Origin of the sequence: Nocardia blacklockiae, assembly GCF_015477355.1 — a bacterium.
GTDB classification, from domain to species: domain Bacteria; phylum Actinomycetota; class Actinomycetes; order Mycobacteriales; family Mycobacteriaceae; genus Nocardia; species Nocardia blacklockiae.
This window is the reverse complement of sequence record NZ_JADLRJ010000009.1, coordinates 241,345-258,286: the sequence shown is the minus strand read 5'-3', so window position 1 is coordinate 258,286 and position 16,942 is coordinate 241,345. Positions and strand designations below refer to the sequence as shown.

At 71.6% G+C, this 16,942-nt stretch carries 17 protein-coding genes; 4 read left to right on the top strand and 13 right to left on the bottom strand.

Annotated features, from left to right (window positions below):
* The 3 genes from IU476_RS25915 to IU476_RS25905 form a co-directional block, all read right to left on the bottom strand.
* A complete protein-coding gene (locus IU476_RS25915) occupies positions 1–909 on the bottom strand; it encodes an SDR family NAD(P)-dependent oxidoreductase (protein ID WP_195104287.1) in 909 nt (302 codons plus the stop codon).
* A gap of 1 nt (position 910) precedes the next feature.
* On the bottom strand, positions 911–1,906 hold the full coding sequence (locus IU476_RS25910; protein WP_195104286.1) for an alpha/beta hydrolase: 996 nt from the start codon (positions 1,904–1,906) through the stop codon (positions 911–913).
* Between the two features lie 85 nt (positions 1,907–1,991).
* Complete coding sequence (locus IU476_RS25905; protein WP_195104285.1) at positions 1,992–2,816, bottom strand: class I SAM-dependent methyltransferase; 825 nt, start codon at positions 2,814–2,816, stop codon at positions 1,992–1,994.
* Between the two features lie 69 nt (positions 2,817–2,885).
* On the opposite strand from IU476_RS25905, the gene IU476_RS25900 reads away from it, so the two are divergent.
* On the top strand, positions 2,886–3,467 hold the full coding sequence (locus IU476_RS25900) for a TetR/AcrR family transcriptional regulator (protein ID WP_195104283.1): 582 nt from the start codon (positions 2,886–2,888) through the stop codon (positions 3,465–3,467).
* A 172-nt stretch (positions 3,468–3,639) separates the two neighbouring features.
* Positions 3,640–4,917: a glycosyltransferase 87 family protein gene (locus IU476_RS25895; protein ID WP_324194315.1), complete on the top strand. Its 1,278-nt coding sequence runs from the start codon at positions 3,640–3,642 to the stop codon at positions 4,915–4,917.
* Positions 4,918–4,924: 7 nt separating this feature from the next.
* Here the strand turns inward: IU476_RS25895 and IU476_RS25890 are convergent, their stop codons facing one another.
* Both IU476_RS25890 and IU476_RS25885 read right to left on the bottom strand, forming a co-directional pair.
* On the bottom strand, positions 4,925–5,425 hold the full coding sequence (locus tag IU476_RS25890; protein WP_195104280.1) for a hypothetical protein: 501 nt from the start codon (positions 5,423–5,425) through the stop codon (positions 4,925–4,927).
* Positions 5,426–5,611: 186 nt separating this feature from the next.
* Positions 5,612–6,652: an alpha/beta hydrolase gene (locus IU476_RS25885; protein WP_195104380.1), complete on the bottom strand. Its 1,041-nt coding sequence runs from the start codon at positions 6,650–6,652 to the stop codon at positions 5,612–5,614.
* Positions 6,653–6,900: 248 nt separating this feature from the next.
* On the opposite strand from IU476_RS25885, the gene IU476_RS25880 reads away from it, so the two are divergent.
* Positions 6,901–7,092 (top strand): hypothetical protein, encoded by a 192-nt coding sequence (locus tag IU476_RS25880; RefSeq protein WP_195104278.1) that lies wholly within the window; start codon positions 6,901–6,903, stop codon positions 7,090–7,092.
* 52 nt (positions 7,093–7,144) lie between these two features.
* On the opposite strand, the gene IU476_RS25875 is transcribed toward IU476_RS25880, so the two are convergent.
* From IU476_RS25875 to IU476_RS25850, 6 genes are all read right to left on the bottom strand, one after another.
* Positions 7,145–7,918, bottom strand: a complete 774-nt coding sequence (locus IU476_RS25875) for a PRC and DUF2382 domain-containing protein (protein WP_195104276.1) — start codon at positions 7,916–7,918, stop codon at positions 7,145–7,147.
* A 350-nt stretch (positions 7,919–8,268) separates the two neighbouring features.
* Positions 8,269–9,039, bottom strand: coding sequence for a PaaI family thioesterase (locus IU476_RS25870; protein ID WP_324194314.1), 771 nt, complete (start codon positions 9,037–9,039; stop codon positions 8,269–8,271).
* A gap of 117 nt (positions 9,040–9,156) precedes the next feature.
* On the bottom strand, positions 9,157–9,840 hold the full coding sequence (locus IU476_RS25865; protein WP_195104376.1) for an arsenate reductase ArsC: 684 nt from the start codon (positions 9,838–9,840) through the stop codon (positions 9,157–9,159).
* 105 nt (positions 9,841–9,945) lie between these two features.
* Positions 9,946–11,652: an ABC transporter ATP-binding protein gene (locus IU476_RS25860; protein ID WP_195104275.1), complete on the bottom strand. Its 1,707-nt coding sequence runs from the start codon at positions 11,650–11,652 to the stop codon at positions 9,946–9,948.
* Positions 11,649–13,481, bottom strand: a complete 1,833-nt coding sequence (locus IU476_RS25855) for an ABC transporter ATP-binding protein (RefSeq protein WP_195104274.1) — start codon at positions 13,479–13,481, stop codon at positions 11,649–11,651. Before IU476_RS25855 ends, IU476_RS25860 begins: the two co-directional genes overlap by 4 nt.
* Before the next feature lie 199 nt (positions 13,482–13,680).
* On the bottom strand, positions 13,681–14,517 hold the full coding sequence (locus IU476_RS25850; protein WP_324194312.1) for an AraC family transcriptional regulator: 837 nt from the start codon (positions 14,515–14,517) through the stop codon (positions 13,681–13,683).
* A 157-nt stretch (positions 14,518–14,674) separates the two neighbouring features.
* Here IU476_RS25850 and IU476_RS25845 point away from each other — a divergent pair, with 157 nt between their 5' ends.
* Entirely contained in the window at positions 14,675–15,106 is a 432-nt protein-coding gene (locus IU476_RS25845) for a hypothetical protein (protein ID WP_195104273.1), read from the top strand.
* An 8-nt stretch (positions 15,107–15,114) separates the two neighbouring features.
* On the opposite strand, the gene IU476_RS25840 is transcribed toward IU476_RS25845, so the two are convergent.
* Both IU476_RS25840 and IU476_RS25835 read right to left on the bottom strand, forming a co-directional pair.
* Positions 15,115–15,315 (bottom strand): hypothetical protein, encoded by a 201-nt coding sequence (locus IU476_RS25840; RefSeq protein WP_195104272.1) that lies wholly within the window; start codon positions 15,313–15,315, stop codon positions 15,115–15,117.
* Between the two features lie 235 nt (positions 15,316–15,550).
* Complete coding sequence (locus IU476_RS25835; protein ID WP_195104271.1) at positions 15,551–16,780, bottom strand: cytochrome P450 family protein; 1,230 nt, start codon at positions 16,778–16,780, stop codon at positions 15,551–15,553.
* Positions 16,781–16,942 lie beyond the last annotated feature (162 nt).

Below are 16,942 nucleotides of genomic sequence, written 5' to 3'. Positions count from 1 at the left end.
TCATACTCCTGTCTTCTCGATGGCCGCGCCCGCGGCGGAGCCGGATGCCGAATCGTTCTGCGGCAGAACGCGGTTCAGGACACCGAGGGCGTGGGTGTAGAGGGCCGGGAAATGCCGCTTGAGGTGCCAGACGAGGTGCGCGTCCAGCTGCGGCAGCACGTAGAGCCGGCCGAGGTCGTGGGCGTCGAGCGTCAGGCTCGCGACGCGTTCGGGCGAGAAGCCGGTCAGCCGCATGAGCGTCTCGGCCAGTGTGGTCGACGCCGAGGTGATGCGGCCGTCGGCGACGACGTTGGTGCGCACGAAGGTCGGGCACAGCACGGTGACCGCGACGCCGCTGCCGGACAGCTCGGCGGCCAACGTCTCCGACAGTGACAGCACACCGGCCTTGGACACGTTGTAGACGGCCATGCCGGGCGCGGCGGCGAAACCGGCGGCCGACGCGACGTTGATGATGCCGCCGCGCCCGGCCGCGCGCAGTTGCGGCGCGAAGATCTCGCAGCCGTGCACGACGCCCCACAGGTTGATGCCCAGGGCCCACTGCCAGTCGTCGAATCCGATGTCGCCCACGGGTTTTCCGCCGATGCCGACGCCCGCGTTGTTGATCACCAGGGTGGGCGGGCCGCCGAAGATCAGTTCGGCGTGCAGCGCCAGGCTCTCCACGTCCGCGCGGCGGGAGACGTCGCAGCGGAAGGCGTGCGCGGTGGCGCCGTGCACGCGCCGGATCAGCCGGACGGTCTCCTCGGCGCGCTCGACGTCGATGTCGGCGCACAGCACGTCACCGCCGCGGGCGGCGAGTTCGAGGGCGAAGGCGCGGCCGATGCCGCTGCCCGCCCCGGTGACGACCGCCCGCGCGGCCCGGCTGCGGCCGGGACCGCTCAGCGCCGCCCGCAGGTTGTCGAGAATCCACATGTCAGCTCACCCGTTCTCGCGGTAGGGAATTCGCGTCCGCGAGCGCGGAGGCGACGAAATCGGCGGTGCGGCGCAGGGCCGGAACGGCGTCGGGCACCAGCAGCGGCAGCGCCTGGAAGACATGGATGCGGCCGGGCCACAGCTCCAGCTCGCACGGCACCCCGGCGGCGGTGGCCATGGCGTGCAGCTGCCGGGCGTCGTCGCTGAGCATCTCGCCCGCGCTGGCCTGCACGAACAGCGGCGGCAGCGCGGCGCCGGGCGGCACGGTCAGCCGCAGGCGCGGCGAGTGCGCGGGCTCGCCCGCGGTGTAGAGCTCGATCAGCCGCCGGCCGACCCGGGCGGGGGCCATGGGGTCGGGCTGGACCCGATCGCGCTGTTCGGCCAGGGTGAGGGTGGGGTCCAGCAGCGGCGAGAACATGAACACCCCCGCCGGTTGTGGGCGGCCGGACGCGAGGTTCTGCAACGCGAGGTCCAAGCTCAGGTGGCAGCCCGCCGAGTCGCCGCCGATCACCAGATCCGCTGGGCGGTAACCGTTTCCGAGCAGCCAGCGGTATCCGGCGGCGACGTCGTCGGCGGCCGCGGGGAAGGGATGCTCGGGCGCTAGGCGGTAGTCGACCACGAACACCGGCAGGCCCGTCACCTTCGACAGCCGCGAGGCCAGGCCGCGGTGGGTCCGCGCGGAGCACACCACGTAACCGCTGCCGTGCACGTAGTAGATCGCGCGGTCGCCGTGCGGCACGCCCGCGGCCCGCACCCATTCCCCGCGCACCGAGTCGGAACGCACCGCCTGCACGCGGGTTCCGGGGAGAGTGGGTCCGAAGGTCGCCATGATCGTCGCGATCAGGCTCCGGCCGGCGCGGATGCCGACTCGATTGCGCGGCAGCAGCGCGTTGATCTGCCGGACGCCCAGTACCGACGCCGCCGCCGCGAGACGTGCCTGCGGCGAGGCCGATGCGGGGACGGCCGGGGAGGTCACCGTTGACCTTGGTTCAGCCATGCGGTCAGCATCAGTCATGAATGCGCCAGTTGTCAATAGCACATTCGTTATATCCGTGTTCGCAGCGCGCTGAACAGGGAAGACGTCAGAGTTTCGGGGCGCTGACGGCCAAGGTCGTGAACGACATGGTGAAGCTGCCGCCCAGCTCGTCGATGGCCGCGCCGATCTCGGCCAGCACCTCGGCCAGGGTCTCGCGCGGCAGCCGGGTGAGCGCGCCGGTCGTCGGGGTCAGGTCCAGCCATTCGGCGCGGGTGTAGGTGCGCTCCCAGCCGAAGCGCCGGTGTTCCGGTTCGCCGAAAGCGCCGGCCGCGCGCATGTCTTCCGCGAACTTCTCGAAGCCGCGCCGGTAGGCCTCGACGATGCCGCCCGGCGACTCGACACCCTGCGCGAACGGGGAGTCGGGAACGGCTCGCCGCAAGGCCGCCAGCTGCGCACCCGCCACCGGCCGCGGCGGCTCGAAGACGTGCGCGAAGACGGCCAGCCGCCCGCCCGTCCGCAGCAGCCGGGCCGCCTTGGCCGGGCCGGCGACCGGGTCCACCCAGTGCCAGGCCTGCGCCGCGACCACGGCGTCGAAGCCGCGGTCCGCCGCGTCCCAGTCCTCGAAGGTGCCGACCTCGACCTCGAGTCCGGTGCCGCGGGCGAATTCCGCCATCCGCGCATCGGGTTCGACGCCGAGCACCCGGCAGCCCGCGTCGCGGAACTGCCGCGCGGCGATGCCGGTGCCGCAACCGACATCGAGGACGTCGGGCCCGGGGCTCGCGGCGACGAGCCAGTCGATCAAGGCCTGCGGATAGCTCGGCCGGGCGCGGTCGTAACGCGGCGCGTCCGTGCCGAAGGACTCGGCGACCCGGCGGTGCCGGTGTGGTTCGGTGGCAGCGGGGCGATCCGGCCCCGGCGGTAGAGTGGTCATGCGCCCACTCTAAGTGGGCAAGTGCCCACTCGAGGCCGAATTCGCCCACGGCAGAAGGAGAGTCGTCGCATGCCGACCGGAGTCGCCCTGCGCGACGTGCGCGAGCAGTTGTTCGACGCCGCCGAGCGCATCCTGCTCCGGGACGGGCCGAGCGCACTGACCAGCCGCGCCGTCACCACCGAGGCGGGGTGCGCCAAGGGCGTGCTGCATCGGCACTTCGCCGACTTCGACGCCTTCCTGGCCGAGTTCGTGCTCGACCGGGTGCACCGGATGGCCCCGCAGGCAACGGAATTGCTCGCGTCGGCCGGGTCCGGGACCGTCGTCGACAATCTCGCCGGTGCGCTGAGCGCGGTGTTCGAGTCGGTGGCCGTGGCGATCGTCCCGCTGGTCACCTTCCGCGACGAACTGCGCGCCCGGCTGCGCACCACCTGGCCCGCGGGCGTCCCGGTCCTCACCGACGCCGCCACCATGATCGCCGAGTATCTGGCCGCCGAGCGGACGCTGGGCCGCCTCCCCGCGGACACCGACGTCGACGGCCTCGCCCCCATGCTGGTCGGCGCGGGCCACCTCCTGTTCGCCGACCGGACCGGAGCCCGCCCGGACGCGCGGGCCGTGCGCAAGATGGTCGGCACGGTCGTGGGCGAGGCTTGACGAGTGGATCCCGGCCAAAAACGTGCCGGGATGACGACGGCGGGACCGGCCTGCCGCCCGGACGACGAAAGCGCGACCGGCCTGCGCCCGGACGACGAAAGCGCGACTGGCATGTGCCGGGTGGATGCGGTTACCGTGGGGCCGGTCCGGAGCCCGATCGTTGGGAGGGTGTGTGTCGCTGGCGACGATCGAGGACGCGGTAGCGCCGTCCTCGGAAAGAACAGCAGCGCGGCGTCGGCCGCTGCCCGCCGGCGCGTTCTGGGTCCTGCTGGCGCTCGGCGGAATCGCGGGCGGGTATTGGCTGAAACAGGTGGTCACGACGCCGCAGGTGATGATGCACCTGATGGATCTGAAGGTGTATCAGATCGCCGGGAACCGGGCGGCCGACGGCATCTCGGTCTACGACACCCCGCTGCTGGGCAATACGCGCGGCGTGTGGGAGTTCGTCTACACCCCGTTCTCGGCGCTGCTGTTCACGCCGCTGGTCGCGTTGAGCGGTGACGTGTTCCGCTATGCGGGCGCGCTCGGCAATTTCGCGCTGCTGGCCGCGTCCTGCTGGGCGGCGCTGTCGATGCTCGGCTACCGCCGCGACCTGCGGCTGGCGGTGGCGAGCCTGCCGATCGCCGGACTGCTGCTGTGGTGCGAGCCGGTGCGCGAGACCATGGCCTTCGGTCAGATCAACATCTTCCTGCTGCTGCTCGTACTCGCCGACCTGGCGCTGCCGGACTCCTCGCGCTGGAAGGGCGTGCTGACCGGGATCGCCGCCGGGATCAAACTGACCCCCGCCTTCTTCGTGGTCTATCTCCTGGTCACCCGCCGCTATCGGGCCGCGGCGACGGCGACCGGCGCCTTCGCCGCGACCGTGTTGATCGGTCTCGTTGCGCTGCCGAAGGATTCGCTCACCTACTGGCGCGGCGCGTTCGCCGATCCCACCCGGGTCGGCGTCCCGGAGAATCCGCAGAACGAATCGCTGCGCGGCATGATCGCCCGGACCGTGGGCGTCGGCGGCGAGCACCAGCTGCTGTGGTTGCTGGGTGCCGTGGTCCTGGCCGGGCTGTGCCTAGCGCTGGCCCGCGCGCTGTCGCGGCGCGGGCACGAGCTGGCGGCCGTGGTGCTGGTCGGGCTCACCACCACCGCGGTGTCCCCGTACAGCTGGGTGCACCACTGGGTCTGGCTGGCACCGCTGCTGATCTATCTGACCGATCTCGCCGTGCGCCGCCGCGGCCTGGCCGCGCCGCTGGGCTGGCTGGTCGCCGCGGTGGTGGCGTCCGGCGGCGTACTGGCCTTCTACGACCCGATGCTCGCAAGCGTGCTGAATCTGCCGCCCCGCTGGCACCTTCAGGTCTTCTATCACAATGCCTACGTCTGGCTGACGGTCGCGCTGTTCGCGGCGGCCTTCGTGGCGCTGCGGAGAACCCCCGACCGCGAGCGGACGCCCGCCGCAGCGTGAACCCGGCCTATCGAATAGGCCGGGTCACGCTGTTGTGTTCATCGTTGACCAGGTGGAACGCCGTGGCGAGATCGTCGATAGCGGCCTGCCAGGCACCGTCGCTGCCGTCGCCGTGCGGGTCGCGCGCCAACGCCAGCAACGCGGTGGCCGCGTCCACGGCCTGCACGGCGGCGGCGAGCAGCGCCGGGATCGGCTCGGGCCCGCTGCGCGACACCAGGGTGGCGATCCGGTCCCGCAGCCAGCGCGCGTCGAACTGCGCCTGCTCCGACAGCGTCGTCTCGCCCGGCGACGCGGGCACCGTCGCGGCGGCCGACCAGCGCCGCCCGGTCTCGCCGAGCGGGGCCGCCACGATCACCTCGCGCAGCTCGTTGCTGATCAGCCGGTGCAGCAAACCCGCCAGCTCGGCATGCTCGATCGACGGATCCCGCGCGAGGCCGTCGATGGCGGCGCCGTTCGCGCCCGCCTGCAGCACCGCCAGCACCGCCCTCAATTGCGCAGTCGTCGCCACACGACCCCCTCGTTGACCGGCCGCCGCGTCGGAGGCGGCGTCGTCCACTGCTCGCGATGACACCGGGTGGGATCACCAGCCCGAATATCCATCGTTTCCGACGCGGGCATACTCCCAGCTATCAGAGATCTTGTCTATCGAAAGACTCCGGCGATCCCACGATATGGAACTCGAGGTGCGCCCGAGTCACAGCTCCAGGCCCGCGGCCAGCACGGGCCAGGACCGTTTGAACGCGTCCTGCCAGTAGCCCCAGGAGTGCGTTCCGTTCGCGGTGAAGTCGTAGGTCGCGGGGATGCCTAGCTCGTCCAGCCGAGTGCGCAGATTCTGGGTGCAGGCGTTGGCGCCCGCCTCGATGAGGCCGCCGAGCAGGATCTGATTCGCCAAGGTCTCCGGGCCGCGGGTGGTGCCGTAGGTGAGGAACGGGCTGTCCACGGTGTCGTGCGGGCCGGGCAGCCCGCTGCCGGCCGAGAGGAACAGGTTCAGCCCGCGCAACCGGTCGGCGTGCAGGTAGGGATCGTTGGCCGCCCACAGGGGGCTGTTGTCGGGGCCCCACATGTTGACCGGGTCGCCGTGGCCCCACACCTCGACCATGGTCTTCACGATGCGCTGCCCGAGCGGATCGCTGGTCTGCGCGCACCCGCTGTAGGAGGCGACGCTGCGGTACAGCCCCTGCTTGCGCATCGCGAGCGCCAGCACCGAGTCGCCCGCCATCGACAATCCCACGATCGCGTTGCGCCCGTTGGCATTCAGCGCCGCGTCGACCAGCGGCGGCAGCTCCTCGGTGAGGAAGGTGGTCCACTTGTTGCGACCCAGGACCGGGTCGTCGGCGACCCAGTCGGTGTACAGGCTCCACGCGCCGCCGATCGGCTGCACGATATTGGCGTTCTTGTCCTCGAGGAACCGCAGCACGTCGGTCATCGAGCCCCAGGTGTCCAGGTCCTCGCCGCCGCCGGAACCGTTGAGCAGGTAGAGGACCGGGCGCGGCACGGAGGTGTCGGCGGGGCGCTGCACGTCCACGATGATCTGCTTGTTCATCGCCGCCGAGAACACCCGCAGCGTCAGGCGCCGCTCGTCGTGCACGGTGACGCCCGCGACGCGCGAGCCGTCGGCGGTGACCGGCGCGGCCGCCGGCTGCCCACTCGAGGTGACCGGATCGACCGGCGCGGCCGCCGCCGGTGCGGCGGTGCCCGTCAACGCGGCCGTGACCGCCGTGACGGCCGCGAGCATCGCGACGCGCCCCGCGTGATGTGGTGTCACTCCGAATTCTCCCCGTAGCCAACCCGTTCCGGCCCCGACCGGATGCACAACGTATCACTGTCGCACAGCGGCTGTGGCGTGTCGGGGGGCGACCCGCGGCATCGATCGGGCGAACCGCGCGTTACGGGTATGAATCAACGAGATCGTTGCGCTTCCGCACCGGGCTCGGCCGTGTCACAGTCGACGTGTATCCCGGTCACCAACGGTGAGAGGCCGCGATGAACGACACCGACCGCCACATCCTGCTGTCCGCGGTACACGTCCACTGGTCGGAGGAGTTGCGCGTGTTCGTCGCCCGCTCCGATCAGTTCCCCACCGTGAGCTGTCGGCACGAGTCCTCGCTGGCCGCCGTGAACGGCCTGCTCGACGCCATCCACCAGCATCTCGACACGGTGCCGTCCGGAGTGTGAGCGGACACGGCGAGAGACCGGGGGATCCCCGGTCTCTCGCGCGTACCGTGCGTCAGTGATCGCCCTTGCGGGGCTTCCTGTCCTGCTCGACGCCCTCGGTGTCGATGCGCTCCTTGCGCACGCTGTCGGACACCGTCTGGTGGTCCTCGACCTCGTCGACGGCGAGGCGGACCCGCTCGACCGGGACCGATTCCTTGCGGACGGTCACCCGGTCCTCGTGCAGCGTGACCTCCTGCTCCTGCTCACCGAGCTGCGGCGAACGCACCTGCGAGGGGTCGGTGATGGGTTCGCGCTCGATGTGCACCTCTTCGTGCGTGGTGGGCACGTCGACGGACTGGTTCTCGGTCACCACGTACTTGCGCAGTCGCGCGTGACCGGTCTCCTCCCGCTGCGTCCCGACCTCGAGCCGCTCCTCCGAGCGGATCATCTCCTCGTTCGAACGGCCGTGTGTCATCGGCTCGTCCGGTCCGGGGCGGATGTGCTGGCGGCCGTACGCCGTCCAGCCCGCCTGCTGCGGATTGATGCCGTAGTGGCGGAACAGTTCCTGTTCGGCCTCGCGGCTGATGTGGCCGTCGTCGTCCAGGTAGGGCGCCGACTTGACGTGTTCCTTGTCGACTCCGACCTGCAGCGTCTTGTTGTCCGGGCGGTGTTGCGCGCCCGCCAGCGGGACCATCGAATCGCCGCTGAACATTCCGGTGGACACCGCCGCCCAGGTCGGCGTACCCGAGGCGTTGTCGAGGTAGATCTGCTTGACCTTGCCGATCTTGTCCCCGGCGGAGTCGTAGACGGTATTGCCGATCACCGATTCCAACGTCGCGTGTGTCATGGCTCCTCCTCATGTGTGTCGGTGCCGTCGTGCCACGCAGCGAACGCGGCTGGGACACCGCATGATTCGTGGAACAGTTGTTTCTCGACGGGGTGCCACTCGCAGTTCTCGTGCTCGATCGCGACACACTCTCGTCCTTCGACCGGTCCGGCCACGACGGCAACCCGCCGCCCGGAACGGCCCGGTAGTCGTAGCGCCGCCCCACTCCGGCCGCGCGGTGGTCTCCACGCGCCTGACGACGTCAACAGCTACATCACGGCAATTACCCGTTGCCCCAGCTCGCAAACAGTCGCGGGCGCTGAATCGGGGTTCGCCCGGTGGGATCGGCAATTCGGCGGCAGCGGGGCGTGTCAGCCGAAGGTGCGGGCGGTGGCGAGCGTGGTGATCCGGTTGTCGTTGCCGGAGTCGCGCACCTCCACCCGCGCCAGGTCGCCGTGCCGGCGGGCCTCGGCGACCACGGGTCCCACCCGCGCGCCGAGCAGGTAGCGCAGACCGAGAAAGCTCAGGCTGTCACCCGGGGCCAGCGACAGCACCGACTCCTCCGCGGCCAGCGCGAGCAGGCCGCCGTTGACGGTGCCGGAGGCGTTGAGCCCCTCCTCCGTGCGCGGCAGCGTCGCCGTGCCGGGTGCGACGCGCTCGCACCGCGCCCGCTCGGCCAGGGGCGCGGGCAGTCGCTCCGCCGAGGGCGGCAGGTCCACACTCAGCCACGACGGCAGCTGCACGTCCGGGTCGGGCGCCACCATGAACGACGAGCCGCTGAAGGCGATCGGTTCATCGTCGACGCTGAATTCGCACTCGGCCACGAACACCGAGCGGCCGACCTTCACCGTCCGCCCGACCGCCCGCACCTCGCCCGCGGCGGGAGCGGGCCGGTACAGATGGACGTCGAGTTCGAGGGTGACGGGCACCCGCGGGCCCATCACCAGCGAGGCCAGCAGACCGGAGACGGTGTCGGCCCAGGTCGCCAGCACCGAGGTGCGCAGCGCGGCGGCGCCCGGCACGTGCATCTCGGGCGTGATCTCGGCGGACCCGTGCAGTTCCTCGCCCACCCGCCGCGTCGAGAAGCCCATCTCCCGCAGGATCCGGCCGCGTCCGGCCAAGCCGCTCGGTATGGTCGTCACGATCCACCCTCCGCCCGATGCATTCTCGATAATGAGAATGACACTTTCGAAGGTAGCGCTCCGCGACCGCGCGCGACGCGGCGATGTGCCGTGATGCCGACCACAGCGGCGGCGGTGTCAGCCGGCGGAATCGGGCAGAAGCGAAGGCGGGCGGGCGGATACGGGGAGGTCGAGGTCGGCGAGCAGGGTGAGGACGCGGCGGTGGATGTCGTCGCGGATCGGGCGGATCTGTGCGACCGGCAGGCCGGCGGGGTCGTCGACGATCCAGTCCTCGTGCCGGATGCCGGGCAGCAGGGGGCAGGCGTCGCCGCAGCCCATGGTGACGATGACGTCGGCGGCCAGGATGATCTCGTCGGTCCAGGCCTTGGGGAATTCGTGGGAGATGTCGATGCCCACCTCGGCCATGGCCGCCACCGACGCCGGGTTCAGCGCGCCGCTGGGCTCGCACCCGCCGGACCACCCCAGCATCCGGCCCCGCGCGTAGTGCTCGAAGAAGCCCAGCGCCAGCTGCGACCGCCCGGCGTTGAACGTGCACAGGAACAGCACCACCGGGACGGCGTGCTCGACGCGGGCCTCCACCTTGGCCCGCGCGTGCAACCGCTGGCGGGCGAAGCGCTCGGCCAGCAGCGGCAGATACAGCTTCACCGGTGCGCGCGCGGCGATTTCGGCGTAGGAGTCGTGCAGGCAGCGGTGAATCGTGTTGCCGTCGAACAGGATCGTGAACTCGCGATGCAGCCGGCGCTCGGCACGGGCGAGCGCGGTGGCGTGCACGATGTCGAGAAGCCGGTAGGCGGGGGTGATTTCGGCATACCCCGCCCGGTTCGTCCGCTGGGACGTAGACACACCCTCAGGGTGACATCGCGGTCCCGCGCGGACAACAAACTCGGGGTGAACCCGGAGCGGCGTTCACCGGTGTGTCGCGGACATCTCCCAGAACTCGGCGTAGCGGCCACCCCGGCGCAGCAGTTCGTCATGGCTGCCGTCCTCGACGACGCGGCCGCCGTCGAGGAATACGATGCGGTCCGCGCGCCGCACCGTGCGCAGCCGGTGCGCCACCAGCACCACCGTGCGGCCCGCCAGCAGCCGCTCGATGCCCTCGTGCACGGCGGCCTCGTTGACCGGGTCGAGCGCGGAGGTGACCTCGTCGAGCAGCACGACGGGCGCGTCCTTCAGCAGCGCCCGCGCTATCGAAACCCGTTGGCGCTCACCGCCGGACAGCAGCGCGCCGCCCTCGCCGACCGTCGTGTCCCAGCCGTCGGGCAGCCGCGCGACGACCTCGTCGAGCTGCGCCGCGGTGGCGGCGGCGCGCACCTCGTCCGCGCCGGCGTCGGGGCGGCCGAGGCGCACGTTGTCCTCGATGGTGCCGTCGAACAGGTAGACGTCCTGGAACACGACGGCGAACTGCGCCATCAGCACCTCGGTGTCGACCGAGCGCACGTCCACGCCGCCTATCCGGACCGTGCCGGCGTCCACGTCGTAGAACCGCGCGAGCAGATGCAGCAGCGTGCTCTTCCCCGCGCCCGACGGGCCGACGACGGCGAGTCGCTGCCCCTGCGGCACGGTCAGCGACACGTCGTCGAGGACCGTGCGGTCGCCGTGCCGGAAGGTGACCGACTCCAGCGCGAGGTCGTGGCGCCGCGGCCGGATCGGCTCGCGCGGTTCGGGCAGCGGCGCGGTGCGCAGAACCGCGTCGAGCCGGATCAGCTCGGCGCGGGCGGCGCGCACCCGGCCGCCGATGTTCCCCAGCGACAGCAGCGGATCGGCGCAGCGGGCGGCGAGCACCAGAATCGCCAGAAACTCTGCCGCGCCGAGACTTTCGCCGAGCGCCAGCGCGGTGCCGAGGATCAGCAGCGCGGTGAACATGGTCTGCACCGTCAGGGTCAGGCCCACGATGCCGGGCAGCGCCGACAGGGCGGAGCGGCGCGACGCGCGCTGCAGCTCCCGCAGCGAGTCGTCGAGCAGTTCGAAGCGCTCCCCGGTCCGCCCGCCGACCCGCAGCACCGGCTGGGCCTGCAGGTATTCGATGACCCGCGCGGCGGCCTGCTGATCGCGCTCGTGCCGTTCGGCGTCGGTGGCGGCGGTCGACCGTCCCGTGCGGGCCTGGATCGCCGCGACCACCGGGGCGGCGATCAGCGCGGCCAGTCCCATCCGCCAGTCGAAGACGACCATAACGGCGACGATGGTCAGCGGCGTCACCGTCGCGGACACGAGCGGCGCGAGCAGGTGCGCGATCACGCTCATCGCTTGCAGCACACCGCGACTGGCCAGCACCGACACCTCTCCGGCGCGCCCGGCGGTGTACCAGCCGACGGGCAGGCGGGCCAGGTGGTCGCCGAGCCGGTGGTACACCCCGCGCAGCAGCGTGGTGCCGACACGGAAGCCGGACAGGTCGCTGCGATAACGCAGCACCGCGTACACCGCGACCGCCGCGCCGAACGCCACCAGCCACGGCCGGGCGCTGCCGGGATCGTCGCCGAACAGCGCCCGCAGCACCGGCACCAGCAGCGCGTAGGACAGGCCCTCGACCACCGCGGTCGTCGTCATCAGCGCCACGGTGCGGCGCACCGGGCCGGCGTACTCGGGTCCCAGCACCCGCAGCAGTGTTCGGATCATCGGGTCTCGTCTCCTCGGTCGGCGGGTCTGGCGGTGTCGATGTCGTCGGCGCCGAGCGTGTGCCGCGCCTGCCGCAGCCGAGCGAATATGCCGCCGCGCGCGAGCAATTCGGCGGGCGCGCCGCGCTCGACCACGGTGCCGTTCTCCAGCAGCACGACCGTGTCGGCGTCGGCGATGGTCTCCAGGCGGTGGGCGATCACGAGGATCGTGCGCTCACCCGAGGCCGACAACGCCTGCCGCACAGCGCGTTCGGTCTGCGGGTCGGCGAAGGCGGTGGCCTCGTCCAGCACGAGTACCGGCGTCGCGGCCAAGAGGGCGCGGGCGAGCGAAAGGCGTTGGGCCTCACCGCCGGACAGTCCGGCCTCGTCGCCGAGCACGGTGTCGTAGCCGCGCGGCAGCTCGAGGATCCGGTCGTGGATGTGCGCCAGCCGCGCGGCCCGGATCACCTCCTCGCGCCCGGCGTGCGGGACGGCCAGCGCGATGTTGTCGGCCACCGACGCGCGCAGCAGGCGGACGTCCTGGAAGACGAACGACACCTTGCGATACAGCTCCGCGCCGGTGAGGTCGCGCAGGTCCACCCCGCCCAGGCTGACGGTGCCGCCGGTGGGGTCGAAGAACCTCGGCAGCAATTGCACCAGTGTGGATTTCCCGCTGCCGGACGGGCCGACGAGCGCGGTCACCGTGCCCGGCTCGAGCACCAGGTCGATGCCGCGCAACACCTCGCGCTCGTCGTCGTAGCCGAACCGGACGTCCCGCAGCTCCACCCGATGTCCCTGTGGCACAAGGGGTTGCGCGGGTTCCGGCAGCGCGGGCTCGGCGAGTACGTCGCGGATGCGGCCGACCGCGCGCCGGGCGGCCTGCAGATCGTCGAAGCCGTGGCCGAGCGCGGCCACGGGCTCGGTGAGCCCCAGGCCCAGCAGCAGGAAGGGCAGCAGGTCGGCGGGGGCGAAGTCGCCGCCGGTGATCAGCACCGCGCCGCCGGTCAGCACGACCAGCAGCACGAACGGCGGGGCCAGCACGACCTGCATGAGGGCGGCGGGTCCCGACAGACCACGAACCATCCGCAGGAAGATGTCGGCGAAATCGTCTGCGGCGGTTCGGAATCGGCGGTGCGCGCGCCCGGAGCCGCCGAACGCCTTGACCACCGCGATGCCCTGCACGAACTCCATCACCGAATTCGCGATCCGGCCCATCGCCGCGTCGAACTCGCGTTGCTCGCGCAGCCGCGCCGGGGTCATCATCAGCGGGACCAGCACCACCGCGAGCAGCACCGGGATCAGCGTGATCAGCGTGAGCCGCCAGTCGACGGTGAGCAGGTAGACCAGCGACACCAGCGGCACCGCGAACGCCGAGATCAGCTCGCCGGGCGTGTGGGCGATGAACGGGTGCACCGCGCTCACGTCCTCGCCGACCACCTTCGCCAGCTCACCGGTGCGGCGGCGGGACAGCCGCCCGATCGGCACCCGCCCGAGCCGCGCGGCCAGCAGCCGGCGGAACGACAGCTGCACCCGGCCGTCGAGCAGATGCCCGACACCCGACGACGCGGCCGTGCAGACCAGCCGCACGAGCAGGCCCACCACCCCGGCGAGCACCACCGACCACACGTGGCCGCGGTCGATCGGACCGGGCGACAACAGGATCCGGCCCAGCTCCACCACGGCGAGCAGCGGCGCGAGCCCGGCGACCGACCCGATCAGTTGCAGCACCACGACGGCGCCGAAGCCACCCAGATACGGCCGCAGCAGGCCCGGCACGCTCTCGGCCGGTGCCTCGCGGCGCGGCGAAGGCGCAGGCGGTGTGCGGACCTCGACGAGGTCGGTGGCGGTCATCGCCGTGGCGCTTCCGCGAAACCCGTTGCCGCCGAAGCGGTCGAGAGGTGTGCCATCGAGTTGTCTCCTGCCGTCCCGTGCTCTCGCGCCTCGGTCGGCAGGGCAGAGCGTGCCGACCGGAGCGTTTCCGATGACAGTCAGGATCGACCGCGCGGCGGCGGCCGTATTGGACAAATGTTCCCGCGCGGGCGGGAGTGCGCTATCGCGCGGGGGCGGCCCACGCGACGTCGTCGACCGCGAGCCAGGGCGCGCCCGCGACGGCCGTGGGTGTCAGCCCGGCGAAGGCCATGGCGTCGCGGTGCAGGTGGGACTGGTCGACGTAGCCGGTCTCGGCCGCGACCAGGGCGGCGCCGTGGCCGCCGGCGAGACGGTGTGCGGCGTGGTCGAAGCGGACCAGCTTGGCGGCGTGCTTGGGGGTGACCCCGATCTGCGACCGGAACCGGGACCACAGCCGCTTACGGCTCCAGCCGACCTCGGCCGCCAAGTCCTCGACCCGGACCTGCCCGCGGTCCGCCACCATGCGGTCCCACACGAAACCGACCTCCGGGTCGACCGCCCGGCCCGTCCGGAGCCGTCGCAGACACGCGGCCTCGGCGAGCGCGAACCGCTCCGCCCAGGTGCGGGCGGCGGACACCTGCTCGCGCAGCCGCGCGGCCTCGGGACCCCAGAGTTCGTCGAGCGCGACCAGCGTGCCGCTCAGCTCCGCCGCCGAGCCGAACACCGCGTGCGCGAGCACCGGCGACAAGCGCACCTGCAAGCAGTCGATCTCGCACCCGCGCCCCCGGATGTCCGCGGGCCCGAGCCCGGCCACGCCGCTCCCCCGCACCCCGGTGCCGTGCGTCCCGTCGGTCAGCAGCGCGTCCCCGAAATCGAGGAACATCGTCGCCGCCGGATACGGCACCACGCCGATGTCGACGAGTTCCCCGGTGCGCCCGCGGAACCCGGCCATCGTGAGCCCCGCGACCCGGCTCGCCCGCCCCGGCACCGCGATATCCCACAGCTCCGCCGCATCCCGCACCGGCTCGACACATCGCACAGCGCCATAGTACGAGCGCCCGGCCGGGCCACGTCCCACCTGCCGTCCGAAACGGTCAGGAATCGAGAAGCGCGAGGTGGTGGGCATGGCTAACGTCGGGGCAACTACTTCCGCTCCTGGTCGAAGGGCCGGGAGGTATTCGTCCGAAGGAGGAGAGATGGGCTGGAGCAGGCGGATTCGGCAGGCGCACCGGTGGCTGGGGGTCGTGTTCACCGCGACCGTGGTCGTCACCGTGGTCGTACTGGCGTTGCGGGGGCCGGTGTGGGTGTCCTATGTCCCGCTGGTGCCGCTCGCGCTGTTGCTGATCTCCGGGATCTACCTGCTGGTGCGCTACGCGCGCCGCCGGGGGCGCGGCGACGCGGTGGTCACGGTGCGCGGCTGGGTGCGGCCGACGCATCGGTGGTCGGCGGTGGTCCTACTGGTGACCATGGTGGCGACCGTCGTCGCGCTGGCGCAGGAGGAACCGGTGGTGTGGGTGTCCTACCTGCCGCTGCTCCCGCTCGCCGTGCTGCTGGGCACCGGGTTGTACATGTTCGCGAAGACCTACGCCGCCACGCGCCGCGGCGGCGCGTCGGTCGCCCGCGCGTAGCCGCCGGTTCACGGACTGGGTTGCGGCAGTTCGCAATTCCCCAGATGCGGATTCACGCCCATGTAGTTGAGCGGACCCGCGAGAATCGTCAGCGAGATGTTGCCGAAGGTGGCGCAGGTGATCGGGCCGGAGTCGAAATAGTGGCGCTGCGCTGCGGCGACGAATCCGACGACCAGCCAGATCAGGAGAAGTATGCTTCCGGTCTTCATGGCTACCTCGCCTCATCACCGTTCCATCGGACCGGCAGCGCGCACGGGCTCGCGGGGCGGGTTGCCACCGCCGCGGCCACTGTTCGCGCGGCAGCGTCCGCCGCGATTGTCCCATTGCGCCCCGGGCGATTCGGTGGAAACGACGGATCACCCGGCGTGCCCCGTCGTACGGCGTGGCGCATTGTCGATCAGAGCGGCGTCGATCGCGGTGGACGTGCCGCTTCCGACCCGCCGCTCACCAGGTGACCGGGAGTGCGGCCAGTGCCCGGTGGAAAGGACCCGGCCGCCAGGTGGGTTCGCCGCCGGGGAGGGCGGGGCGCATGTCGGGCAGCATGTCCAACAGCTGGTCGATGGCGTCCTGGGCGATCAGGTAGGCGAGCGAGCGGGCCGGGCAGGCGTGCTGGCCGATGCCGAACGCCAGATGCGAACGGTTGCCGGTGCGGTCGTCGGCGCGGATGGCGGGGTCGTTGTTGCAGGCGGCCATGCTGACCAGGACGGGCTGGTGGGCGGGTAGCCAGACGTCGTCGAGCAGGATCGGCTGGCGCGGGTAGGTGATGCAGTAGTTGGCCAGCGGCGGGTCGGTGAACAGCACCTCGTCCAGCGCGTCGCGGGTGGACATGCTGCCGCCGAGCACGGTGCCGCCGAACCGGTCCTCGGTGATGATCAGCAACAGCGTGTTGACGATCAGGTTGAGCTGCAACTCGATTCCCGCGCCGTAGAAGGTCACCAGCTGGTGGACCAGCTCCTCTTCGTCGAGCTCGGCCGGGTGCGCCAGCAGCATCGAGGCGACGTCGTTGCCCGGCTCGGTGCGCTTCAGCGCCACCAGGGCGCGCATGGCGTCGTTGACCATCCGGTTGCCCTGCTCGGCGTTGGTCCCCTCGAACATGGCGGCCATGCCGGTGGCCACCTGCTGGCCGATCTCCGGCGGGCAGCCCACCAGGGCGCAGCAGACCTGGAAGGTGAGCGGGAACGCGTACTGCGACAACAGGTCCGCCTCGCCGTCCGCGCGGAAGCTGTCGATCAGCGGCTGCGCGATCTGTTCCACGATGGCGTGCATGCCGTACAGGTCGACCGCCTCGATGCTCGCGATGGTGGCCTGCCGGTAGCGCGCGAACTCCTGCCCGGCGTTGCGGCTGCCGGTGGGCCGCCACTCCATGATCGGCAGCACCGGGCAGTCGGCGGGCACGTCCTGCTGCCAGCGGCGCGGGTCGGCCGGGAAGTGCTCCGGATCGTTGAGCACCTGCAGCGCGGTGCGATAGCCGAGCACCAGGGTCGCGGGCACGCCCGGCGCGAGCTCCACCGGCGCGAGCGAACCGAACCGCTCGCGCATCGCGCGATACGCCGCGTGCGGGTCGAGGGCGAACTCCGGCGAGTGCAGCTGCACCCGCGGGCCGTCCGAGTCGAGCGGTGAGCCGTGGGCCACCGGGCAGGTCGCGGCGAACGGGGCGGACTCGGGTGCGCGCAAGGAAACTCCAAATCACAAGTGGATGAAAGCTATTGACAGGCAACGGAAATCATAAGGGTTCCGGCGCTCGACCGCACGGTGGCCGCCGGGTGAACTCAGCGTTTCGCGCGCAAACCGCGCGGTCGGCCGAACGCACCGCCCGCTCGCGCCGACACAGCGCGC

What these genes read in the sequence shown, in the direction of transcription:
- IU476_RS25860 (WP_195104275.1), bottom strand. Translation starts at nt 11,652, where the DNA reads ATGATCCGAACACTGCTGCGGGTGCTGGGACCCGAGTACGCCGGCCCG.
- IU476_RS25840 (WP_195104272.1), bottom strand. Translation starts at nt 15,315, where the DNA reads ATGAAGACCGGAAGCATACTTCTCCTGATCTGGCTGGTCGTCGGATTC.
- IU476_RS25845 (WP_195104273.1), top strand. Translation starts at nt 14,675, where the DNA reads ATGGGCTGGAGCAGGCGGATTCGGCAGGCGCACCGGTGGCTGGGGGTC.
- IU476_RS25875 (WP_195104276.1), bottom strand. Translation starts at nt 7,918, where the DNA reads ATGACACACGCGACGTTGGAATCGGTGATCGGCAATACCGTCTACGAC.
- IU476_RS25855 (WP_195104274.1), bottom strand. Translation starts at nt 13,481, where the DNA reads ATGACCGCCACCGACCTCGTCGAGGTCCGCACACCGCCTGCGCCTTCG.
- IU476_RS25885 (WP_195104380.1), bottom strand. Translation starts at nt 6,652, where the DNA reads ATGCTCGCGGCCGTCACGGCGGTCACGGCCGCGTTGACGGGCACCGCC.
- IU476_RS25905 (WP_195104285.1), bottom strand. Translation starts at nt 2,816, where the DNA reads ATGACCACTCTACCGCCGGGGCCGGATCGCCCCGCTGCCACCGAACCA.
- IU476_RS25880 (WP_195104278.1), top strand. Translation starts at nt 6,901, where the DNA reads ATGAACGACACCGACCGCCACATCCTGCTGTCCGCGGTACACGTCCAC.
- IU476_RS25900 (WP_195104283.1), top strand. Translation starts at nt 2,886, where the DNA reads ATGCCGACCGGAGTCGCCCTGCGCGACGTGCGCGAGCAGTTGTTCGAC.
- IU476_RS25910 (WP_195104286.1), bottom strand. Translation starts at nt 1,906, where the DNA reads ATGGCTGAACCAAGGTCAACGGTGACCTCCCCGGCCGTCCCCGCATCG.
- IU476_RS25915 (WP_195104287.1), bottom strand. Translation starts at nt 909, where the DNA reads ATGTGGATTCTCGACAACCTGCGGGCGGCGCTGAGCGGTCCCGGCCGC.